The 20916-nt window shown below is 65.2% G+C and carries 21 protein-coding genes; 6 read left to right on the forward strand and 15 right to left on the reverse strand.

Going from position 1 to position 20916, the window contains the following annotated elements:
* The first annotated feature begins 139 nt into the window (after positions 1–139).
* Positions 140–769, forward strand: coding sequence for a uracil-DNA glycosylase family protein (locus tag ACQKIE_RS04220; RefSeq protein ID WP_427456097.1), 630 nt, complete (start codon positions 140–142; stop codon positions 767–769).
* Between the two features lie 28 nt (positions 770–797).
* On the opposite strand, the gene ACQKIE_RS04225 is transcribed toward ACQKIE_RS04220, so the two are convergent.
* Complete coding sequence (locus ACQKIE_RS04225) at positions 798–1523, reverse strand: TetR/AcrR family transcriptional regulator (RefSeq protein ID WP_427456099.1); 726 nt, start codon at positions 1521–1523, stop codon at positions 798–800.
* Here ACQKIE_RS04225 and ACQKIE_RS04230 point away from each other — a divergent pair.
* A complete protein-coding gene (locus ACQKIE_RS04230) occupies positions 1512–3044 on the forward strand; it encodes an FAD-dependent monooxygenase (protein WP_427456101.1) in 1533 nt (510 codons plus the stop codon). The genes ACQKIE_RS04225 and ACQKIE_RS04230 overlap by 12 nt on opposite strands.
* Complete coding sequence (locus ACQKIE_RS04235; RefSeq protein WP_427456103.1) at positions 3041–4180, forward strand: FAD-dependent oxidoreductase; 1140 nt, start codon at positions 3041–3043, stop codon at positions 4178–4180. Before ACQKIE_RS04230 ends, ACQKIE_RS04235 begins: the two co-directional genes overlap by 4 nt.
* On the opposite strand, the gene ACQKIE_RS04240 is transcribed toward ACQKIE_RS04235, so the two are convergent.
* The 3 genes from ACQKIE_RS04240 to ACQKIE_RS04250 all read right to left on the reverse strand — a co-directional run bounded on the left by ACQKIE_RS04240 (position 4152) and on the right by ACQKIE_RS04250 (position 6373).
* Positions 4152–4748, reverse strand: a complete 597-nt coding sequence (locus ACQKIE_RS04240) for a hypothetical protein (protein WP_427456104.1) — start codon at positions 4746–4748, stop codon at positions 4152–4154. The two genes, ACQKIE_RS04235 and ACQKIE_RS04240, sit on opposite strands and share 29 nt — an antisense overlap.
* 202 nt (positions 4749–4950) lie before the next feature.
* A complete protein-coding gene (locus tag ACQKIE_RS04245) occupies positions 4951–5583 on the reverse strand; it encodes a class I SAM-dependent methyltransferase (RefSeq protein ID WP_427456106.1) in 633 nt (210 codons plus the stop codon).
* Between the two features lie 55 nt (positions 5584–5638).
* Positions 5639–6373 carry an SDR family NAD(P)-dependent oxidoreductase gene (locus ACQKIE_RS04250; RefSeq protein ID WP_427456108.1) on the reverse strand — a complete coding sequence of 245 codons (735 nt, stop codon included), beginning with the start codon at positions 6371–6373 and terminating at the stop codon, positions 5639–5641.
* Positions 6374–6480: 107 nt separating this feature from the next.
* Between ACQKIE_RS04250 and ACQKIE_RS04255 the strand changes: the two genes are divergently transcribed.
* Positions 6481–6843 carry a winged helix-turn-helix transcriptional regulator gene (locus ACQKIE_RS04255; protein ID WP_427456110.1) on the forward strand — a complete coding sequence of 121 codons (363 nt, stop codon included), beginning with the start codon at positions 6481–6483 and terminating at the stop codon, positions 6841–6843.
* Between the two features lie 417 nt (positions 6844–7260).
* On the opposite strand, the gene guaA is transcribed toward ACQKIE_RS04255, so the two are convergent.
* The 3 genes from guaA to folD all read right to left on the reverse strand — a co-directional run bounded on the left by guaA (position 7261) and on the right by folD (position 11306).
* Positions 7261–8817 (reverse strand): glutamine-hydrolyzing GMP synthase, encoded by a 1557-nt coding sequence (guaA, locus tag ACQKIE_RS04260; RefSeq protein WP_427456112.1) that lies wholly within the window; start codon positions 8815–8817, stop codon positions 7261–7263.
* Positions 8818–8906: 89 nt separating this feature from the next.
* Positions 8907–10361 carry an IMP dehydrogenase gene (gene guaB / locus ACQKIE_RS04265; RefSeq protein ID WP_427456114.1) on the reverse strand — a complete coding sequence of 485 codons (1455 nt, stop codon included), beginning with the start codon at positions 10359–10361 and terminating at the stop codon, positions 8907–8909.
* A gap of 78 nt (positions 10362–10439) precedes the next feature.
* Positions 10440–11306: a bifunctional methylenetetrahydrofolate dehydrogenase/methenyltetrahydrofolate cyclohydrolase FolD gene (folD, locus tag ACQKIE_RS04270; RefSeq protein ID WP_427456116.1), complete on the reverse strand. Its 867-nt coding sequence runs from the start codon at positions 11304–11306 to the stop codon at positions 10440–10442.
* Positions 11307–11387: 81 nt separating this feature from the next.
* On the opposite strand from folD, the gene ACQKIE_RS04275 reads away from it, so the two are divergent.
* Entirely contained in the window at positions 11388–11966 is a 579-nt protein-coding gene (locus ACQKIE_RS04275; protein ID WP_427456118.1) for a GNAT family N-acetyltransferase, read from the forward strand.
* Between the two features lie 18 nt (positions 11967–11984).
* On the opposite strand, the gene moeB is transcribed toward ACQKIE_RS04275, so the two are convergent.
* The 8 genes from moeB to ndk all read right to left on the reverse strand — a co-directional run bounded on the left by moeB (position 11985) and on the right by ndk (position 19972).
* A complete protein-coding gene (moeB, locus tag ACQKIE_RS04280) occupies positions 11985–13154 on the reverse strand; it encodes a molybdopterin-synthase adenylyltransferase MoeB (RefSeq protein ID WP_427456120.1) in 1170 nt (389 codons plus the stop codon).
* Between the two features lie 25 nt (positions 13155–13179).
* Positions 13180–14577 carry a ribosome biogenesis GTPase Der gene (gene der / locus ACQKIE_RS04285; protein WP_427456122.1) on the reverse strand — a complete coding sequence of 466 codons (1398 nt, stop codon included), beginning with the start codon at positions 14575–14577 and terminating at the stop codon, positions 13180–13182.
* A 21-nt stretch (positions 14578–14598) separates the two neighbouring features.
* Positions 14599–15798, reverse strand: coding sequence for an outer membrane protein assembly factor BamB (gene bamB, locus ACQKIE_RS04290; protein ID WP_427456125.1), 1200 nt, complete (start codon positions 15796–15798; stop codon positions 14599–14601).
* Positions 15795–16445 carry a YfgM family protein gene (locus ACQKIE_RS04295; RefSeq protein WP_427456127.1) on the reverse strand — a complete coding sequence of 217 codons (651 nt, stop codon included), beginning with the start codon at positions 16443–16445 and terminating at the stop codon, positions 15795–15797. Before ACQKIE_RS04295 ends, bamB begins: the two co-directional genes overlap by 4 nt.
* A gap of 150 nt (positions 16446–16595) precedes the next feature.
* The gene (locus tag ACQKIE_RS04300; RefSeq protein WP_427456129.1) at positions 16596–17564 is read right to left on the reverse strand and encodes a helix-turn-helix domain-containing protein; all 969 of its coding nucleotides are present in this window, start codon (positions 17562–17564) and stop codon (positions 16596–16598) included.
* Between the two features lie 89 nt (positions 17565–17653).
* Positions 17654–18424: a type IV pilus biogenesis/stability protein PilW gene (gene pilW / locus ACQKIE_RS04305; protein WP_427456131.1), complete on the reverse strand. Its 771-nt coding sequence runs from the start codon at positions 18422–18424 to the stop codon at positions 17654–17656.
* On the reverse strand, positions 18414–19538 hold the full coding sequence (rlmN, locus tag ACQKIE_RS04310) for a 23S rRNA (adenine(2503)-C(2))-methyltransferase RlmN (protein WP_427456133.1): 1125 nt from the start codon (positions 19536–19538) through the stop codon (positions 18414–18416). Before rlmN ends, pilW begins: the two co-directional genes overlap by 11 nt.
* Before the next feature lie 8 nt (positions 19539–19546).
* Positions 19547–19972 carry a nucleoside-diphosphate kinase gene (ndk, locus tag ACQKIE_RS04315; RefSeq protein ID WP_427456135.1) on the reverse strand — a complete coding sequence of 142 codons (426 nt, stop codon included), beginning with the start codon at positions 19970–19972 and terminating at the stop codon, positions 19547–19549.
* Between the two features lie 243 nt (positions 19973–20215).
* Here ndk and ACQKIE_RS04320 point away from each other — a divergent pair, with 243 nt between their 5' ends.
* Positions 20216–20884 (forward strand): TetR/AcrR family transcriptional regulator, encoded by a 669-nt coding sequence (locus ACQKIE_RS04320; RefSeq protein ID WP_427456800.1) that lies wholly within the window; start codon positions 20216–20218, stop codon positions 20882–20884.
* The last annotated feature ends 32 nt before the right edge of the window (positions 20885–20916 follow it).

A 20916-nucleotide genomic window follows, 5' to 3' on the forward strand; every position in this document is an offset into this window, starting at 1 on the left:
GCGGCCTGATATACCGTCCTCACGGCTGGCCGGAAACCAAGACTCCGCGCGAGCGATGCGTCGAAGCCTGGCCCATGATTTGGAAGCGCTACGGCACTAAACGGCATAATGTCGCTTCAAAACGTCCCGACCGTCACGTATGAAAGCAATGGAAAATGCGCACCATGGAGACGCCCTTTCTCTATCAGACCGGGTCAGTGCCTTGTTGCGCGAAATCAGCGCGTGCCGTGTGTGCGAAGCGTTCCTGCCGCTAGGGCCACGGCCGGTCATTCGTATGTCCCCGTTTGCGCGCATCCTGTTGGTGGGGCAAGCGCCAGGCTTGAAGGTTCACGAGAGCGGCGTGCCCTGGAACGACGCCAGCGGCAGGCGTTTGCGTGAATGGCTGGGAGTGGACGAGGCCACGTTCTACGACGTCAGTAAGTTCGCCCTCGTCCCCATGGGGATGTGCTATCCCGGACGCGGTGGCGGCGGTGATCTTCCGCCGAGACCGGAGTGCGCTCCGCTGTGGCATGACAGGATCTTCTCGTTGATGCCACGCATCGAACTGACGATCTTGATCGGGCAATACGCGCAGGCAAACTTCCTGAGCACGCGCCGCGGTCCCACGCTCACCGATACGGTCAGGAACTGGAAGGACTATGCGCCCCAATTCTTTGCCTTGCCCCACCCTTCTCCGCGCAACCAGGGCTGGTTGAAACGCAATCCGTGGTTCGAGCAGGACGTTTTGCCGAGCCTCAAGGAGCATACCGCCAGAGCACTGGGAGCTTGAACACTCCAGGCACCACGCCGCCGGCTCGTCAGTGCCCGCCTCGTGACGCGATGCCGCCCAGAATGAGATCGACTCCCGCGAGGAAATCGGCGCGGTCGTCGTGGTCGCGCATGTGGCTGGCGACACTGCGCGCAAACGGATACTTCTCCGGGTCGAGCTGCGACCAGACCGTTGCGATCGCTCCAAGGAAATCGGCGCGGTCGATGTCGTGCGTGCGGGCGAACCGCGAGTTGGCGGCGTTCTGCCCGGCGACACCGAGAATGTAGTGCAACAATGCCGACGCCGCCGTCCACTGTCCTTCAACCGGCAGGCCGAGCGCGCGGACCTGCTGGCCCAGGCATTCGACGATCCTCAGCATGGGCGCCTGCCCCGCCGCGCGCGTAAGTGTCGAGCCGACCCAGGGATGGGCATCTATCGCGTCGAACAGGCCGAGGGCCAAGGCGCGGATGCTGTCTTCGGGCGAGGCTCCGCCCGCGCACGGTGCCATCGTGCGCGCGACGATCGCATCGCAAGCTGCGGTCAGCAACTCGCCCTTGTTCTCCACGTGCCAGTAAATCGCGCCGGCACCGGTCGCCAGCCGCTCGGATAGCGCGCGGAAAGTCAGCCCGTCCTCTCCGCCACTGTCCAGCAGGGCGATCGAGGCCTCTATGATGCGGTCTCGCGATAGCGATGCTTCTCGTCGTACATGTTTGACCATGAGCCATATATTGACATAACTGGAACACCGTTCCAACATAGTGGAATGACGTTCCATAACGACGAAAGCTACGACGCGATCATTTCCGGCGCCGGTCCGGTGGGTCTGTTCCTCGCCTGCGAATTGGCCTTGGCTAAGTGCTCCGTGCTGGTGCTGGAAAGGACGGAAGATCCCTCCTCGCCATTGAAACGGGTGCCCTTCGGACTACGCGGGCTTTCTAAGCCTACGATCGAGGCCCTTCACCGGCGCGGGCTGCTGCATGAACTGCAGATCCACAAACGCATCCAGAACCCGCATCGAGATGCTGGGCAGGGACCGCGCCGGCAGGTGGGGCATTTTGCCGGCATCCCCTTTCACGACGGCGACATCGACACCGAGCGATGGCCTTGTCGACTGACGGCCTCGACACCCACCCATTTGCTATCTGAAATGGAAGAACTCGAATCCGTGCTGGTTCGACGTGCGGGAGCCCTTGGCGTCCGCATCCTGCGCGGGCATGCCGTGACGGGCTTCGATCAGGCTGGGCACGGGGTTGTCGTCCATTCCCACGCGCGAGCATTCGAAGGTCGATGGCTCATCGGTTGCGATGGGAGCCGCAGCGCGATACGCAAGCTGGGCGGCCTCGCGTTCGACGGCACTGAGCCGGAATTCACCGGCTACACCGCGAAGGTCGACATCGCCGATCCGGAGAAGCTGAGACCTGGCCGGAACGTGACGCCCCTGGGCATGTACGTGCAGTCGCAGCCGAATCACCTGTTGATACAGGATTTCGACGGCGGCGCGTTTCATGCTGCAGGAACGCCGATCACCCGGGAACACGTGCAGGAGGTTCTACGGCGCATTTCGGGCACCGATGTGACTATCGACGCCTTGCACATCGCTACCACGTGGACCGATCGCGCACGACAGGCGACAGCCTATCGCAACGGACGTGTCTTTCTCGCAGGCGATGCCGCGCATATCCATTCACCACTTGGCGGCCAGGGACTGAATCTGGGACTGGGCGACGCCATGAACCTCGGCTGGAAACTGGCCGCGACCATCAAGGAGCACGCACCCGATGGCCTTTTGGACAGCTATCACGCGGAACGGCATCCGGTGGGCGCACGCGTGTTGGACTGGTCACGCGCTCAGGTCGCCATCATGCGGCCCGAGCCGCAAGCCCGCGCGCTGAACGCGATCGTCCGCGATCTCATGAAGACGCGCGATGGTGCGACCTACTTCGCTGAAAAAGTGTGGGGGATCTCCACTAGCTACCCCTTCGGCGATGGCCATCCCTGGCTCGGCCACAGCGCTCCCGAGTTCGAGTTCGACGACGGAAGGACGCTGGGTGAACTAATGCACGACGGTCGCGGTGTCCTCCTCGATGTCGAGGGAAACGCCTCGCTCGACGAGTTCGCCAGTGGATATGGCGGCCGTATCGCCTATATGGCGGGCCGCCCGAAGGAAACCTTCGGACTGACCGCCCTGTTGATACGCCCGGACGGATTCGTCGCATGGGTTTCGGAAGGCGCTCCAGACATGGGCCGCCTGGACCAAGCAGCTGTCCGCTGGTTCGTGCGCGGAGCATCCTCATGAACGCACCTGTCGCCATCGTCGGTGCGGGCCTGGGTGGGCTGACGCTTGCGAGGGTGCTTCACGTCCATGGCATTGCAGCGATCGTCTATGAAGCGGAAGCCTCGGCGGACGCACGGATGCAAGGAGGCTTGCTCGATATCCATGAGGACAACGGCCAGCGCGCGCTAAAGGACGCGCAGCTATTCGACGCGTTCCGGGGGATCATCCAGCCGGGTGCCGACGCCCAGAGGGTGCTCGACAAGCACGGCAACGTGCTGTTCGACGAATTCGATGAGGGCAACGGCAGCCGACCCGAGGTGCACCGCCGCGACCTTCGCCGCATCCTGCTCGACTCGCTTCCACTTGGCACGGTTCAGTGGGGCCACAAGCTCATCGCCGTAAGTCCGGTGGACGGCGGTCGGCATGCGCTCGCCTTCGCCCATGGCGCCACGCAGACCGCCGATCTTCTTGTGGGTGCCGATGGCGCCTGGTCGAAAGTTCATCCTCTTCTCTCCGACGCCGCACCCGCTTATGTCGGCACCTCGTTTGTCGAGACGTACCTGTTCGACAGCGATACTCGCCATAAGGACACCGCGAAAGCGGTGGGTAGTGGTTCGCTGCTGGCGATTGCGCAGGGCAAAGGCATCCTCGCGCACCGGGAGGCCAACGCCACGCTGCATGCTTACATAGCCTTGAACGAGCCGGAGGAATGGTTCGCCAGCATCGACTTCTCCGACCCGCGAGTCGCCCTGGCACGCGTCGCGGATGAATTCGACGGCTGGGCGCCCGAGTTGACCGCGCTCATCCGGCACAGCGAAACCGCTCCCGTGCCACGTCCTGTCCATGCACTGCCCGTCCATCATCGCTGGGAACGGACGCCCGGCGTGACGCTGTTAGGCGATGCGGCGCACTTGATGTCCCCCTTCGCGGGGGAAGGCGCGAACCTCGCCATGTTCGACGGCGCGGAACTGGCAAAGGCCATCGTCGCGCATCCAGGAGACATCGAAGCCGCGCTCGCCGCCTATGAAGAGGAGCTGTTTCCGCGCAGCGCCGCCATGGCAGCGGAGTCCGACCGTAACCTTAGGCTGTTTTTCAACGACCACGCGCCATGGAGCGTAGTGGAGTTTTTCACCGAGGCGAGCCACTCGCGAGCGTGACATCTCGCTTCGGTAGCCGCCACGCTGCAACAAGCGCCCACGCTGCCGCGACCGTGACTGCGATGCTGCGCACCAGGTGCGACGCCTGAAGTTGACGATAGGCCTCCGCGCTGTACCCGTGAGCCTGCATCGTGTCCTGCGCCCCCGCGGCCCAAGGCGTGCTGGCGATAGAGACGATCAGCAGCGTCGCGATGATCCACAGCGCCCGGCGAGACATGCGTACGGGCGTGCTCCATAGCGCGAGGACCCATACCAGACAAGTCGCCGCGTAGGGCAGCACGACGATCGGCAACCGCCGCGTGTAGCCCCTGCTGAAGGCCTGGAAGGCCGCGTCACCGTACGCACTCATGTCCACATGAATGCGGTACACGTTGAAGTACAAGAGCCAACCGACGCCGACGGAGGACCATAGCAAGGCGAGCCCGATGGCCTCCAGGGGACTCGCGGCGATCCTGGGGACGAAACGTGGCGGCGAACGCCGCGTGATGGCCGCCGTCGCGACGGCTCCGAGGAAAAGGAGCACCGACGCGGCCAGCATGGAAAGGAAGACGATGAAATAGAGCGGCATATGCATTCCCCTTGGCGTAAGAACGTAGCCTGCACCGCTGCATTTCTCCCTGCGGTAGCGCGAAGGCGGCCCGGTTACGGAGCGCTGGCTGGCCCTGACACGATCGTAACCGGCTCCCGTACCGCCGGCGATAGCCAATCGGGACTAAGCCGCCAGCGTCTCGATCCTTCCCAGTGCGCGCTACCGCGTGCCGACGCCGACGTCAGGGCTTCACGAACCGATAGGCGAAGCGGTCGGTCTCGCCCTTGATCGACGGATCGAATACCTTGATCGAGTACGGATCGTCCTTGTTCGAGAGCATGGCGCTTTCCGCGTCCAGCACGAAGCCGGCCGCCTCCACCTCCTCGCGAACGGATGCGGGCTCGATCCGATGCAGCGACTGGGCGTCGCTCGTTCCCGCCCCGGCGGCGGCAGCGTGATCGATGATGACGTAGTACCCGCCGGGCTTGAGCTGCTCATAGACCACTCGGTTGAAGTGGGCAGCCATCGCGCCCCGCGCCTGCATCAGCGCCGTGTGGAGGTCGTGGTAGAACAGATGCAGCCAGAGGACATCCGCTTGTTGTGTGACCTCCGGCATCGCTACGAGGTCCGCCGAGACGGCTTCCACGTTCTCTCGACCCGGCTCCGTCGCAAGCGTCCGCATGCGGCCGACCGGATCGTTAGTGAAGTGGGCGACTTCGGCAGGTACGAAGCTGAAGACCCGTCCCGCGGGTCCAACGACGTCGGAGAAGCGACGGGTCCAGTCGCCCTCGCCCGGGTAAACGTCGATGACCGTGGAGCCCGCATCGACGTGTGCGAACCGGATCAACTCGGATAGTTTGGATGGGTCGTACATAGGGATCTCCTTTGCGGTTTTCCGCGTTGACCGCTTCGTCGTGGAGCGTAACGCCTCAGAGTTGCGCCAGTCCGCCGTCAACGGCGACCTCGCTGGCGGTCATGAAACTGCTGTCCGGTGACGCGAGAAAGGCAGCCACCGCCCCGATTTCCGCCGGATCGGCCATGCGCTGGAGCGGAGTCATTGCACCGTAGGCTTTCTGACCTTCCTCACCCAGCGCCTCCTTGGCGAGTTCGGTCGCCGTGGCCCCGGGCGACAGCACATTTACCCGGATGCCGGTGCCCTTCAAGTCCTCTGCCCAGGTCCGCGCGAGGTTGCGCACGGCTGCCTTGCTCGCGCTGTAGGCAGTAAATCCCGGTGCGCCCGTGGTGCCGGCGCTCGATCCGGTCAGGATGATCGAACCACCCGCGCCCATGAGCGGCAGTGCCTTCTGGATCGTGAAGATCGTCCCCTTCACGTTGGTGTCGAAGGTTTCGTCGATGTGTTTGGCGGTGATCTCGCCGAGCGGAAGCGGGCTGCCCGCGCCGGCATTGGCGAAGACGATGTCGAGGGTCCCACGTTCGGTCTTCACCGCCGCATAGAGTCGGTCGAGGTCAGCCTCATCCGAGACCGAACCCTTCACCGCGCGAGCATTCGGGCCGAGGTCGGCAACGGCGGCGTCGAGCGCTGCCTGTCGGCGGCCGAAGATGAAGACGAAGGCACCCTCCTCGATGAAACGCTTCGCCGCGGCGCGGCCGATGCCGGTAGCGCCGCCGGTGATCACGGCGGTCTTTCCCTTCAATCTGGTCATGTCATAGGTCCTCGTTAAGTTGCAAGGAAGCAGGAACTCCCTGCTTGAGGACGAGTATGACGACTGATAACCTAAGGACAAGTATGCACTTTTTGGTAAGTACAAAAATGACGACGCCTCCTGAAATCTGCGATACCGGTTGCGGGCTCAACGCCACGCTTCGCATCATCTCGGGCAAGTGGAAACCATTGGTCCTGTTCTTCCTGCGCGACGGGCCCAAGCGCTACGGCGAGCTCAAGCGCCTTATCGACGGTGTCGCCGATAAGGTGTTGATCCAGCAATTGAAGGATCTGGAGGCGGATCGCGTGTTGGCGAGGACCGACTATAAGGAGGTGCCGCCGCGCGTCGACTACTCGCTGACCCCGCTCGGTCGCAGCCTGGCCGAAGCGATCGTCCCGCTATGCACCTGGGGAACCGAGAACGCGGCGGAAATGGCTAGCATCTTCGCCGAGCGGGATGCTTTGCCCTAGGCCGCTCGTGCTCATCCAGCCGTGCTGGAGTTCGCGCACCATGCGTTCCCGCGCAGCGAGCTGTGCATCGAGCGGCACCGGCTCGGCCGTCATGCCCTGGAAGTTGTGCTCGTAGTCGTACTGGACGTCCCGCAGTGGCGGGAACAGCACTTCGTGGATCGGCCGGTTGCTGCTGGCGAGGGTCAATTTGATATAACGTCTCCCGTCGTAGTCAGGATACGACAACGAGAATATCTTCAAACTCTCACCCTCTCGGCACAGCCGCACGGGAAGGCTCAGGGCTGCCCTCTCCCTGCCCGCCTGAACCCCTGATCCCCGCGCTGAAGAACCCGATTTTTACCGTCAGCTCTGTCCTTACAAATCAACACGTTAAGAGTCCCTTTCGATAACTGGCGACAGTCCCCAAAGGACGTAAACTCATTCCCACTCAATGGTCGCCGGCGGCTTCCCGGAAATGTCATAAACAACACGAGAAATACCGCGCAACTCATTGATAATACGCGTCGAGCACTTGTCCAAGAAGTCGTAAGGCAGGTGCGCCCAATGCGCCGTCATGAAGTCAATCGTCTCCACGGCACGCAGCGCGATCACCCACTCGTAGGCACGGCCATCGCCGACGACACCCACCGAACGCACCGGCAGGAACACGGCGAACGCCTGGCTGACGCGATCGTAGAGACCATGGTTGCGCAGCTCTTCGATGAAGATCGCATCCGCGCGCTGGAGCAGATCGACGTACTCCGGCGTCACCTCGCCCAGCACGCGCACGCCCAGGCCCGGACCCGGGAACGGATGGCGGTAGACCATCTCGCGCGGCAGGCCGAGTTCGACGCCGATACGGCGGACCTCGTCCTTGAACAGCTCGCGCAGCGGCTCGACCAGCTTGAGCTTCATGTGCTCCGGCAGGCCGCCGACGTTGTGGTGGCTCTTGATGACGTGGGCCTTGCCCGTCTTGCTGCCGGCGGACTCGATCACGTCGGGGTAGATCGTGCCTTGGGCCAGCCACTTCACGCCTTCGAGTTTGGCGGATTCCTCGTCGAACACCTCGACGAACAACCGGCCGATGACCTTGCGCTTGGCCTCCGGATCTTCCACGCCAGCGAGCGCGTCGAAGAACCGCTGTTTCGCGTCGACGCGAATGACGTGCACGCCCATGTGCTCGGCCATGGTCGCCATGACCTGGTCGCCTTCCTGGTAACGCAACAGGCCGGTGTCGACGAAGACGCACGTGAGCTGGTCGCCGATCGCCTTCTCGAGCAGCGCGGCTACCACCGACGAATCGACGCCCCCGCTGAGGCCCAGCAACACGCGATCGCTGCCGACCTGCGCGCGTACGCGCTCGACGGCGTCGTCGATGATGTGCGCGGCATCCCACAGCGTGGCGGAGCCGCAGATGTCGACGGCAAAGCGGCGGAGCAACTCCATGCCTCGCTTCGTGTGGGTGACTTCCGGATGGAACTGCAGCCCGTAGAAGCGGCGCTTCTCGTCGGCCATGCCGGCCAGCGGCAGGCTAGGCGTGGAGGCCGTGACGGTGAAGCCCTCGGGGATAGCGGTGACGCGGTCGCCATGCGACATCCAGACGCCGAGCGATTCGCCGTCCTGCACGACCGTTTCGAATAGCGAGCAGCCGGTGAAGGTCACCGTGGCGGGACCGAATTCCCGATGGTGATCGGCCTCGACCTTACCGCCCAGCTGGGCGGCCATGGTCTGCATGCCGTAGCAGATGCCGAGCACCGGCACGCCCAGCTCGAACACGACCTGCGGCGCGCGCGGGGACGCATCCTCGGTGACCGACTCGGGGCCGCCCGACAGGATGACGCCGCGTGGCGAGAAACCGCGGATGTCTTCCGGCGCATGATCCCAGGCCCACACTTCGCAATAGACGCCGATCTCGCGGATGCGGCGGGCGATCAGCTGCGTGTACTGCGAACCGAAGTCGAGGATGAGGATCTTGTCGCTGTGGATGTCGGTCATCGTGGCGGCTTGCCTTTGATCATGCTGAAAAAGCAGAACGCCCACTTGCGGCGGGCGTCCTGGGTACCTGGAGCGAGCGCCCGGGGGCGTCAGTCCAGGCGGTAGTTCGGTGCTTCCTTCGTGATCTGGATATCGTGCGGGTGTGCTTCGCGCACGCCGGCACCGGTCACCTTCACGAACTGGGCCTTCTGGTGGATTTCCTCGATGTTGGCCGCGCCCATGTACCCCATGGAGGCACGCAGGCCGCCCATCATCTGGTGGATGATGTTGCGCAGCGGACCGCGGTACGGGACGCGACCTTCGATACCTTCCGGCACCAGCTTGTCGGCGTCGGCTTCATCCTGGAAGTAGCGGTCCTTCGAACCGAGCTGCATGGCACCGATGGAACCCATGCCGCGGTAGCTCTTGTATGAGCGGCCCTGGAACAGCTCGACTTCGCCCGGTGCTTCTTCGGTACCGGCGAACATCGAACCGAGCATCACCGAGGATGCGCCGGCGGCGAGTGCCTTGGGGATGTCGCCCGAGTAACGGATGCCGCCGTCGGCGATGAGCGGGATCTCGCCCTTCAATGCCGTGGCGACGAGGTCGATCGACGTGATCTGCGGTACGCCGATACCGGTGACGATGCGGGTCGTGCAGATGGAGCCGGGACCGACGCCGACCTTGACCGCATCGGCGCCGGCATCGAGCAGCGCGCGCGCCGCCTCGCCCGTGACGATGTTGCCGGCGATCACCTGGACCTGCGGATAGCGCTTCTTGACCCAGCCGGCGCGGTCGATCACGGCTTGCGAATGGCCATGCGCGGTGTCGACCACGATCACGTCGACGCCGGCATCGACCAGCGCTTCGATACGCTGCTCGGTGTCGCCACCCACGCCGACCGCGGCGCCGACGACCAGGCGCTCGTGCGAGTCCTTGGCGGCGTTCGGGTTGTCGCGGGCCTTCTGGATGTCCTTCACCGTGATGAGGCCACGAAGCTGGAAGCCGTCGTTGACGACGAGCACCTTCTCGATGCGGTTGCGGTGCAGCAGTTCCAGCACTTCGTCGTGCGACGCGCCTTCCTTGACGGTGACCAGACGGTCTTCCCGGGTCATGATGTTGCGAACCGGGTCGTCGTGCTTGCGCTCGAAGCGCAGGTCGCGGCTGGTGACGATGCCGACGAGCTTTTCGCCGTCGACCACGGGCACGCCGGAGATGTTGTGTGCGCGGGTGAGCGCCATGACTTCGCCGATCGACGTGTCCGGGCGGACGGTGATCGGGCTGCGGATCACGCCCGCCTCGAACTTCTTCACCAGGCGCACTTCGGCGGCCTGCAGGGCGGGGGTCAGGTTCTTGTGGATGATGCCGATGCCACCGTTCTGCGCCATGGTGATGGCCAGGCGGGCCTCGGTGACGGTGTCCATGGCGGCGGACACGATGGGGATGTTGAGGCGGAGACCGCGCGTGAAGCGCGTCGAGGTATCCACATCACGCGGCATGACCGTGGAGTGGCCGGGAACCAGAAACACGTCGTCGTAAGTGAGTGCCTCGGCAAGGATGCGCATAGCATTAGTCCCGCGAGTAAATCGCGGCATTATAGCGTGCGTTGCAGCAAAACGACAGAGCGCGACGAGTTAGGCTGCTTACGACTGCAGCGCGCGGTCGATCGCTTCCGCGGCTTCGAAGGTGTTTTCCATCAGGGTCGCGACGGTCATCGGGCCAACGCCGCCGGGCACCGGCGTGATCCACGAGGCACGCTCGGCCGCTTGCGCGAATTCGACGTCACCGACCAGGCGCCCGTCCTCCAGGCGATTGATGCCCACGTCCACGACCACCGCGCCGGGCTTCACCCATTCGCCCTTCACCAGCCCCGGCTTGCCCGCCGCCACGACCAGGATGTCGGCCTGGCCGACAAAACCAGCGAGATCCTGGGTGAACTTGTGGCAACAAGTCACTGTGCTGCCAGCGATAAGTAACTCGAGAGCCAGGGGACGGCCGACGTGGTTGGACACGCCGACGATCACGGCGTGGCGCCCACGGACGGGCCGGTCGGTATGGCCGAGCAAGGTCATCACACCCTTCGGCGTGCACGGACGCAGGCCGAACCGGCGCAGAGCGAGGCGGCCCACGTTGACGGCCTGGAAACCATCCACGTCCTTGCCCGGGTCGATACGGTCGACCAGCGCGTCTTCGTCGATGTGCGCCGGCAGCGGCGACTGCACGAGGATGCCGTGCACCGCGGGGTCGGCGTTGAGTTGGTCGATCAGGGCGAAGAGCTCGTCCTGCGTCGTCGATGCCGGAAGGTCGTAGCCGAACGACTCGAAACCCACCTGCTGACAGGCGCGACGTTTGTTCTTGACGTAAACCGCGGAGGCCGGGTCTTCGCCGACCAGCACGACCGCCAGACCGGGGGCGCGGCGACCTTCGGCCACACGCTTCCTGACGCGGCGCGCGATGTGCTCGAGCAGTTCATGGGCGATGCGCTTGCCGTCGAGGATGCGTGCGGTCATGGGAGGTCGCCCTGCGGAAACGGCGCATTATCGCCGAATCGCCGTGGAAACATACAGCGCAGAGCGTGCCTACAATGACGTATGGCCATCGATACCCTGCCCTATCCCACCCATCTCAGCGACGGCGTCGTCGCGCTACGCGTACATCGGGACGCAGATGCCGAACCGCTCGCCGAGGCGGTACGCGAATCCGTGGCCACCGTGGGTCGCTGGCAGGACTGGTGCCATGCGGGCTACGACGCGTCCGACGCGAAGACCTGGTTGGAAGCCTGCAGGAAGGACTGGTTGCTTGGCGACGGGTACGAGATGTTGATCGTGGACGCGTCGAGCGGCAGGTTGCTCGGCGGCATGGGCGTCAACCAGCGGAACAGAGAGCAGCGGTTTGCCAATCTGGGATATTGGGTGCGCCAGTCGGAACAACGGCGCGGCATCGCGACGCGAGCCGGCAGACTCGCCATCCGGTTCGCCTTCCACGCCGTGCAGGTATCTCGCCTGGAAGTCGTCGTCGCAGAGCGCAATTTCCCCAGCCGACGAACGGCTGAACGACTTGGAGGTACTTTCGAAGGAGTACTTCGTAAGCGCTTGGTTGTTCAGGGTGAATCGCTCGATGCCGCCATGTATTCGGTGGTGTTGGGGGATGCGGCGAGCACGGCCTCGTAGGGTTCCCGCGCAAGCGCCTCAACGTGCCGCGGCGCACATCCGTTCGAGATCCACGTACCCATCGAACCCGGCCTCGTCCCCGCAGCCTGGGCAGCGCGGATCGCGGCGCAGGATCAGCTCGCGGAAGCGCATGCCCAGCGCGTCGTACGTCAGCAGCCGCCCCACCAACGGCTGCCCGATGCCAAGGGCGAGCTTCAACGCTTCGGTGGCCTGCACGAGGCCGAGCAGTCCCGGCAGCACACCAAGCACCCCGGCCTCGCTGCAGTTCGGCGCATCGGCGGCCGACGGCGGCTCTGGATAGAGGCAGCGGTAACAGGGCGATTCGTCACGCCGCGGGTCGAACACGCTGGCTTGCCCGGTGAACCGCTCGATGGCGGCGTAGACCATGGGCATGCCCAGTCGCCGTGTGGCAGCCGCAAGGAGGTATCGCGTGGCGAAGTTGTCCGCGCCGTCGATCACGACATCATGGTCGCGGATCAGGGCCTCCACGTTCTCCGCCCGCAGGCGATCGGGAATGACCTCGACCCGCACACGCGGATTAAGGGCCGTGAGTGTCATCCGGGCGGACTCGGCCTTCCCGAGCCCCACGCGCGCGTCGGCGTGGATCACTTGGCGATGCAGGTTCGAGCGCTCGACGCGATCGTCGTCGATGAGGGTAATGTGCCCGACGCCGGCGGCGGCGAGATAGAGCAGCGCCGGTGCACCGAGCCCGCCCGCACCGATGACGACCATGCGCGCCTGGCCGAGCTTTGCCTGCCCTGCCTCGCCCACCTGCGGCAACAGCACCTGCCGCGCGTAGCGTTCCGCCGCGTCCGCATCGAGCGCGCCCGCGCTCACCGGCAAGCCGGCAGCCTTCCAGGCGCCCATGCCGCCCGCCACCGACGACACCCGTGAATAACCCATCCGCTGCAATGCCTCGGCGGCCAACAGCGAGCGCTGGCCGCTACCGCACAGCACCAGGATCTCGCGCTGCCGGTCGGGCTCGGCTTCTTCGATGCGTAGTTCGAGGAAGCCCCGCGACAAGCCCAGCGCACCGACGGGCGTGCCTGCGGCACGCTCGTTGTCCTCGCGCACGTCGACCAGCAAGGCGCCACGGCGTAGCCGCGCGAACGCCTCCGACGCGACGACCTCGTCCACCTTCGCACGAAGGTCGGCAAGCCATCGGTCGCGATTGAGGTCCTCGGTCATGCGTGGCTCCCGTCGAGGGCGCCGCTTACTTCTCGCGGCGTTTCGCGTTGCGGATCATGCGCTGGCGGCGGCGCTGCTGGCCTTCCGTCAGGACGTTCTTGCGGCCCGCGAACGGGTTCTCGCCGTCGCGGAAGTCGATCCGGACCGGCGTGCCCTCGAGGCGGAAGCGCTTCCGGAAGAAGCCTTCCAGGTAGCGACGATACGCCGGCGCGATGTGCTTTGTGCGGCTGCCGTGGATGACGATGGTGGGCGGGTTGGAGCCACCCGGGTGCGCGTAACGCAGCTTTGGCGCGTGACCGCGGACCAGCGGCGGTTGGTAGGCCTCGTAGGCCTTCTCCAGCGTGCGCGTCAGCTCGCTCGACGAAAGCTCCTTCGTCGCGGCGGCATGCGCCCGGACCACGGCCTTCATCAACTCGCGGAGGCCGGAACCATGCAGCGCCGAGATGAACACCGTCTTCGCCCATTCCGCGAACTGCAGGCGCCGCTCGAGGGCCTTCTGGGTCTGTTCGCGCTGGTAGCTGTCCATGCCGTCCCACTTGTTGACGGCGATGACCAGCGCCCTGCCTTCCTCGATGGCATGGCCGATCAGCGTGAGGTCCTGGTCTGCCAGGTTCTCGCGCGCGTCGATCATGACGATCGTGACCTGCGAGGCAGCAATAGACTGCAACGTCTTGATGACACTGAATTTCTCTACTGCCTCTTCGACACGGGCGCGGCGACGCACGCCCGCCGTGTCGACCAGCGTGTAGCGACGGCCATCGCGCTCGAGCGGCACCCGGATCGGATCGCGGGTGGTCCCGGCGACGTCCGACACGATGAGGCGATCCTCGCCGAGGAGGCGATTGATCAGCGTGGACTTGCCGGCGTTCGGGCGGCCGACGATCGCCACGCGGATGCCCTGGTCCTCGAGGGCGGGATCGTCGTCGCGGTCGTCGGGCAGGTGCGGCAGCGCGCTGGCGACGAGCGTGTCGACGCCGCGGCTGTGCGCCGCCGACATCGGCAGCGTTTCCGCAATGCCGAACGAGGCGAACTCGCCGAGCGCGACGATCTCGTCCACGCCGTCGGTCTTGTTGACCACGACGATGATCGGCTTGCCGCTGCGACGGAGTTCCGTGAGGATCGTGGCGTCGAGCGGCAGGATGCCCTCACGCGCGTCCACCACGAAGACGAGCAGGTTCGCTTCCGCGATCGCGGCGCGAACCTGCAGGGCGGTGAGACCTTCGATACCTTCGTCGCTGCCGGACAAGCCACCCGTGTCCACCACCACGAAGGGTCGGGGACCGAGGCGGCAGACACCGTAGTGCCTGTCGCGGGTGACGCCGGGCATATCGGCGACGAGGGCGTCCCTGCTGCGCGTCAACGCGTTGAAGAGGGTCGACTTACCGACGTTGGGGCGGCCGACCAGGGCGACGACGGGCAACATGGGGGTACATCATTCCTTGGATCAGTTCGCCGGGATGCGGTAGGCGCCGATATGGCCCTCGACATCCTCGACGTAAACGGTATCGCCCACCACGACCGGCTGGGCACGAATAGCTTTCTTGGACAGGCGCTCGCGGGCGACGATCTTGCCGTCGCTGCCGTTGAGCCAGTGGATATGACCGTCGAGGTCACCCACCACCACGTAGTTGCCCTGCACCGCCGGACCCGTGAGCCAACGGTACTTCAGACCGTCCTGCTTCCAGATGTTGGCGCCACCGGACTTGTCGTAAGCGACGACCTGGGAGACATCGTCCACGCCGAACACGGCATTGCCGTGGACATCGAGCGAGGTGAAGGTCGACAGCGCGTGGTTCCACAGCGGGCGGCCGCTGGGGCCGTCGATCGCCGTGAGCTGGCCATGGTAGGCCGCGCCATACAGCGTGCTGCCGTCCAGGACGAGCGCGCCGTCGGCATCGGACAGGCGGTCGATCTCGGTACGGCCTTCGCCCGTGGCGAGGGTCTGTTCCCAGAGCTTCTCGCCCGTGTCGAGGCGCAGGGCCACGAGCTTGCCGGCGTCGCTGCCGAAGAACACCACACCGTTCGCGACGAGCAGGCGGCCATTGCCGCGCAAGCTGAGCAGCGGCACCTGCGACTGGTCGTAGACCCAGCGGCGCTCGCCCGACTTGGCGTCGATGCCATACACGCGACCATCGTTGCAGCGGATGACCACGAGGTCGCCCACGATCACCGGCGCGGTGATGACCTCGGAAGACACCTCAGCGGCCCAGCGGCGCTCGCCGTCCTTCGCGTTGATGCCGTAGAGGTGACCGTCGAGGGTACCGATGGCGACGAGATCGCCGGCGGCACCCGGGCCGCCGGAGAAGCGGGCATCCTCGCGCTTGGCATCGCCCCAGCCGAACCAGCCGTGCTGGCGGGTGCTCTTGGACCAGAGTTGCTTGCCGGAGGCCGCGTCGAACGCGGCGATCTTTCCATCGGTGCTGGCGGCGTAGACCACGCCGTCGGCCACCGCGGGACGCATGCGCACACCGGACTCGGCCGCGCCGTCACCGATGCTGGACTTCCAGATGCGCTCGACCTTGAGCGTCGGCTCGAACTTCTTGTCGAGCGGGGTCGGCGGTTCGACGTTTTCCTTCTTGAACGAGTGGCAGCCGGCCAGTACGACCAGCGATGAAGTCAACGCGATTGCCCAAAAACGTTTCATGCACCCTGCTTCCCGGCCACGGCCAGATCATCAAGTTTGGTTTGGACCACACCGCGCTGCGGTGCACTGTCGCCCATGGCGGCGATAGCCGCCTGGTAGGCCTTGCGCGCATCGTCGGGACGACCCAGCTTGACCAGCGCATCGCCGCGGAGTTCCTGCGAGAGCGCTACGAATGACTTGCCCTGCATGGCGTCGAGGGCGGCAAGGGCTTCCTGCGGCTTGCCCTGCGCGTACTTCAGCTGCGCGCCGCGCAGCTCGACCAGCGTCTTCAGCGTGGGATCCTTGGCGTGTGCCTTGGCCCAGTCGATGTCGCCCGCGGCCTTGTCGAACTGGCCGGCCATGACATTGCGCTGCGCCCGCTCACCGGCCGCGAACACCGACCAAGCCGTGTCCGAGTAGTCCTTGAGCAGGGTTTCCGTGCGCATGTCGATCTCGTTGCCGCGGCTCTGCGAGACCGCGAGCTGCAACGCCGAATACTCGGAAGCGGCGGCCTGCTCGTGGTTCGCCCGATGTGCCTTCCACTGCTGCCAGCCAAAGATCAGCGCGAGGCCGAGGCCGATGCCCACGGCAATGGAAATGCCATTCTTGCGCAGCCACTGCTGGACGCGTTCGCCCTGTTCGTAGTCGTCGTATACGTCGAATGCCATGCAATCACCCACTGCGCTCCGCGCAGCAAATCGAGGGAGGGAACGAGCCCGCGCCGGCCATCGGACGAAGGCGGCGGGGGTCAATAGGTAAGGATACCCGAAAGCACGGGCGGGCGGCGCCGCGCGGAGAGCGCGCGGCGGCCCAGGGGATCAGAAGGCGACCGGCGCGGCCTTGCCGTCGCGGACGTCGACGCGAAAACGGGCCACGTTGGCACGGCGGAACGTGTCGAGCTGCACGGGCTGCCCGTCGATCGACACCTGGGCGCCGCTGGCGTTGCCGATGCGCACGTCGAGCTGCGCGTCGCTGCGGTAGGACTTCTGCGTGCCCGCCGGCAGGATGCCGTACTCGAGGCGCGAGCCGTCGGCGGCCGTCACTTCCACCCAGCTGGCGGATGGCAGGTTCAGGGTAAGGCTGTGGGCGCCCTGCCCGGCGCCGGCGTCCGGCGCCGGCGCGGCGGAGGCCAGCGGCGCCTTGTTCGCCGTGGCGTGGTCCAGCGGCGGGAACATGGCCATCGAGGCCATCAGCGGCTGCTGGTCCTCGGCGCGCTGCTCGGGAACCGCGGCCGGCTTCGCATCGGTGGTGGCAGCGACATTGCCGGCAGCGCTGGACGACGCCGGCGCCGGCGCATCCTGCTGCGCGACCGGCGACGCATCGAGGGGCGACAAGCGCGCCATGTCGCGATCGAGCGTGCCGCGCACGCCCAGCCACACCATCGGCACGATGATCACCGCTGTCAGCACCACGTACGTGGCCGCCGTGAGGTAGCGCTCGAACAGGTAGCGGGAATGGGAAATGCCGCCGGTCACCACGAGGTCCGGCTGGCGCGGGGTCAGGCGGGCGAGTTCGGCCTGGATGGCCTCTTCATCGACGCCCACGTGGCGGCCGTATTTGGTGAGGTAGCCGGCCAGGTAGACCTGGTAGTCGATGCCGCCGTATTCCCCGGCCTCCAGCTGGCGCAGGAGTCGCGTCGGCAGGCGCAATGCCTGGCCGCAGGCTTCGATGCTGTAGCCACGAGCCTCGCGGGCGGCGCGAAGACGCGCGCCGAAGCCGGCGGTGGGGCCTGCGTGGTCGATCAGCACCCGGCCCTCTTCAGCTGGGGCGTCGAGTTGGGGGTCCATGGCGTGTTCCCTGTCTGCATTGGGCTCGAGCCCGGCGAACATGTCCTGTTCGCGTCCGTCCCGACCGGAAGAATTCGAAGATACTGGGGTCATTGACGTGCGGTGGCTTCGAGTGCGTGCGCGGGATCCGAATCCGGGAACCTTTCGCGCAGGCGTTTGGCGTAGTCCTGGGCAACCTCCCCGTTGCCCAGACGGAGCTCGATGTCGTGACCGAGCTTCAACGAATCCGGGCTGGGCGCCCCCAGCGCCTCGTAGCGCTGCAGGAAGGCACGTGCCCGGAATGCATCGTTCTTAAGGTACAACACGTGCGCCATCTGATACAGGGCGTCCGCATTATTGGGGTTGCGGTCCAGCGCCTTGCGGAAATAGCCCTCCGCGGCGTCGTAATCCTGCGACTGCAACTGGCAGGTACCGGCATTGGAAAGCGCGAGGTCAGGCGTCTCGTAGAACGGGTCGGCCAGGGCGCGGTCGAAGAACGGCCTCGCCTCGGCGGGCCGATGCTGGGTACACAGGAAAACGGCAAGATTGTTGTTCACCGAGCCCTTCTTCGGGTCGTACTCCACGGCCTTCCGGTAATGCAATTCGGCATTCACCGGATCGCTGATCCGTTCATAGAGCACGGCGATGACGGTATGGGCCGGGACGTACTTCGGGTCGAACTGGAGCGCTTTCTGCAGTTTTTCCATGGCGCCCTTCAGGTCACCGTTCTGCATGTAACGCTGGCCCAGTTCCGTATGGACCTCCGCCCCCTTGGCGCGATCGTCGGCGGCCGTCGAAGGCCGCAGCCCCGAACCGTCACCCACGCAGCCGGCGCACGCGAACGCGAGCGCCGCCAGCATCCCCCACCGCTCAAGCCGCATTCACCACTCCCTCTCCGAGTTTCTTGCGGAACTCCGCCTGGCGGCGGGTACGGTCGACCACTTGTCCCTTCAGCTGCCCACAGGCGGCGTCGATGTCGTCGCCGCGGGTGCGACGCAGCATCGTCAGCACGCCGGCGTTGAGCAGCTGGGTCTGGAATGCGCGGATGTCTTCCTGTCCCGAGCGCTCGAAGCGCGTGCCGGGGAACGGGTTGAACGGAATCAGGTTGACCTTGTTCGCCCCGGGCAGGCGACGCATGAACTTGATGAGCTGGCGCGCGTGCTCGGGCTGGTCGTTCACGCCCTTCATGAGCGTGTATTCGAAGGTGATGGAGGTGCGCGGCGCCCGCTGGATATAACGCTCACAGGCTGCCATGAGTTCGGCCAGCGGATAACGCTTGTTGAGCGGTACCAACTCGGTACGCAATTCGTCGTTGGCCGCGTGCAAGGACACGGCGAGCGACACGTCGCTCTCGGCGGAGAGGCGATCGATCATCGGCACCAGGCCGGCCGTGGAGAGGGTGACGCGCTTGCTCGCCAGGCCGAAGCCCAGGTCGTCGCGCATCAGGCTCATGGCCTTGACCACGTTGTCGAAGTTCAGCAACGGCTCGCCCATGCCCATCATCACCACGTTGGTGATGCGGCGCTGCTGGTGCGGCACGTTGCCGAGGTGTTTGGCCGCGACCCAGACTTGACCGATGATCTCGGCCGTCGACAGGTTGCGGGAGAAGCCCTGGGTCGCCGTGGAGCAGAACTGGCAGTTCAGGGCACAGCCGACCTGGGACGACACGCACAGCGTGCCGCGGGTCGGCTCCGGGATATAGACCGTCTCGATGGCGTTGCCGCCATCCATGCCCAGCAGCCACTTTTGGGTGCCGTCGACCGCGGCTTTCTCGAACACGGTCTTCGGCGGGCCCACGTAACAGCTGGCACTCAGCTTTTCGCGTAACGCCTTGCCGACATCGGTCATGTTCTCGAAATCGCTTTCGAGACGGTGGTAGATCCACTTCATGACCTGCTCGGCGCGATACGGCTTCTCGCCGAGCTGGGCGAAGAAATCGCGCAGCCCCTGGCGATCGAAGTCGAGCAGGTTGACCTTTTCGGCGGGCGTGTTCACGTCATTACTCAGTGCGAAACGACTTCCGAGTCGTTGAAGAAGAACTTGATCTCGATCGCGGCGTTCTCGAGCGAATCCGAGCCGTGCACGGCATTGGCATCGATCGACTCGGCGAAGTCGGCGCGGATGGTGCCGGCCGCCGCTTCCTTCGGATTGGTGGCGCCCATGAGGTCGCGGTTCTTGAGGACCGCGCCTTCGCCTTCCAGCGCCTGGATCATCACCGGCCCGGAGATCATGAAATCGACGAGCGCCTTGAAGAACGGACGTTCCTTATGGACGGCGTAGAAGCCTTCGGCCTCCTCGCGGGTCAGCTGCTTCATCTTGGCGGCGACGATCTTCAGGCCGGCCTTCTCGAACCGGGCGAGGATTTCACCGATGACGTTCTTCTTGACGGCGTCCGGCTTGATGATCGAAAGGGTGCGCTCCAGCGCCATACGGGTGCTCCGGGAAAGATTAAGACGGAAAAAGATAACCAGGACCTCTTTGGGCCCCCGGTGAGAGTTTACGGCTAAAGCCGTCCGGAATGACTGACTTAGCACACGAAATCTTGACAGATTCTAGCTCAAGCGCAACTCGATTGCAGGAGTGTGCGGTCGCAGATTGACCGGCCCGGCCGCCCGGGCGTACTCTCAAACGATCGTTTGATTCAAACTACGCCGCCCGCGGAGTCCGCCGATATGACGAGCGCACCTTACGCCTCCCGTGAACGCAGTACGAAAGAGCGGATCCTGGGCGCCGCCGAGGCCCTTTTTGCCACGCACGGGTTCGCCGGTGCGTCGCTGCGCCAGGTCACGGCTGCCGCGAAGGTCAACCTTGCCGCGGTGAACTATCACTTCGGATCCAAGGACAAGCTCATCGAGGAGGTGTTCCGTCGCCGCCTCGACGAGCTCAACAGCCGCCGCCTCGCCGCCCTCGGAAAAATCTCAAATCAGAATGAGACCCAGCTGGAGGACGTGCTGGACGCGTACATCCGACCTGCCCTGGACCTGTCCCGCACCGACGGGGGCGGCGCGGCGTTCGTTCGCGTCCTGGCCCGGGCTTATGCCGAACACAATGACACGTTGCGGCGCTTCCTTTCGGACAATTACGGCCACGTCCTCCGCCAATTCGCCACGGAGTTCGGCCGGCTGTTGCCGACGCTCGCCAAGGAAGAGATCTACTGGCGCCTGGATATCGTCACCGGCGCCCTGACTTACGCCATGGCCGACTTCGGCATCATCCAGCGCAAGAGCGACGTCGCCGAACGCGACCACCGCGAAGCCGCCGCCGAACATCTCATCCGCTTCGCCGCCGCCGGCCTGCGCAACCCTTCCGTTTCCCCTTCCCCTTCCCCGGCCACGCGCTGACCGCGGAACGATCATTGAGCCATCGGAGATCA

It is taken from the genome of Luteibacter sp. NPDC031894 (assembly GCF_050273135.1).
Classification (GTDB): domain Bacteria; phylum Pseudomonadota; class Gammaproteobacteria; order Xanthomonadales; family Rhodanobacteraceae; genus Luteibacter.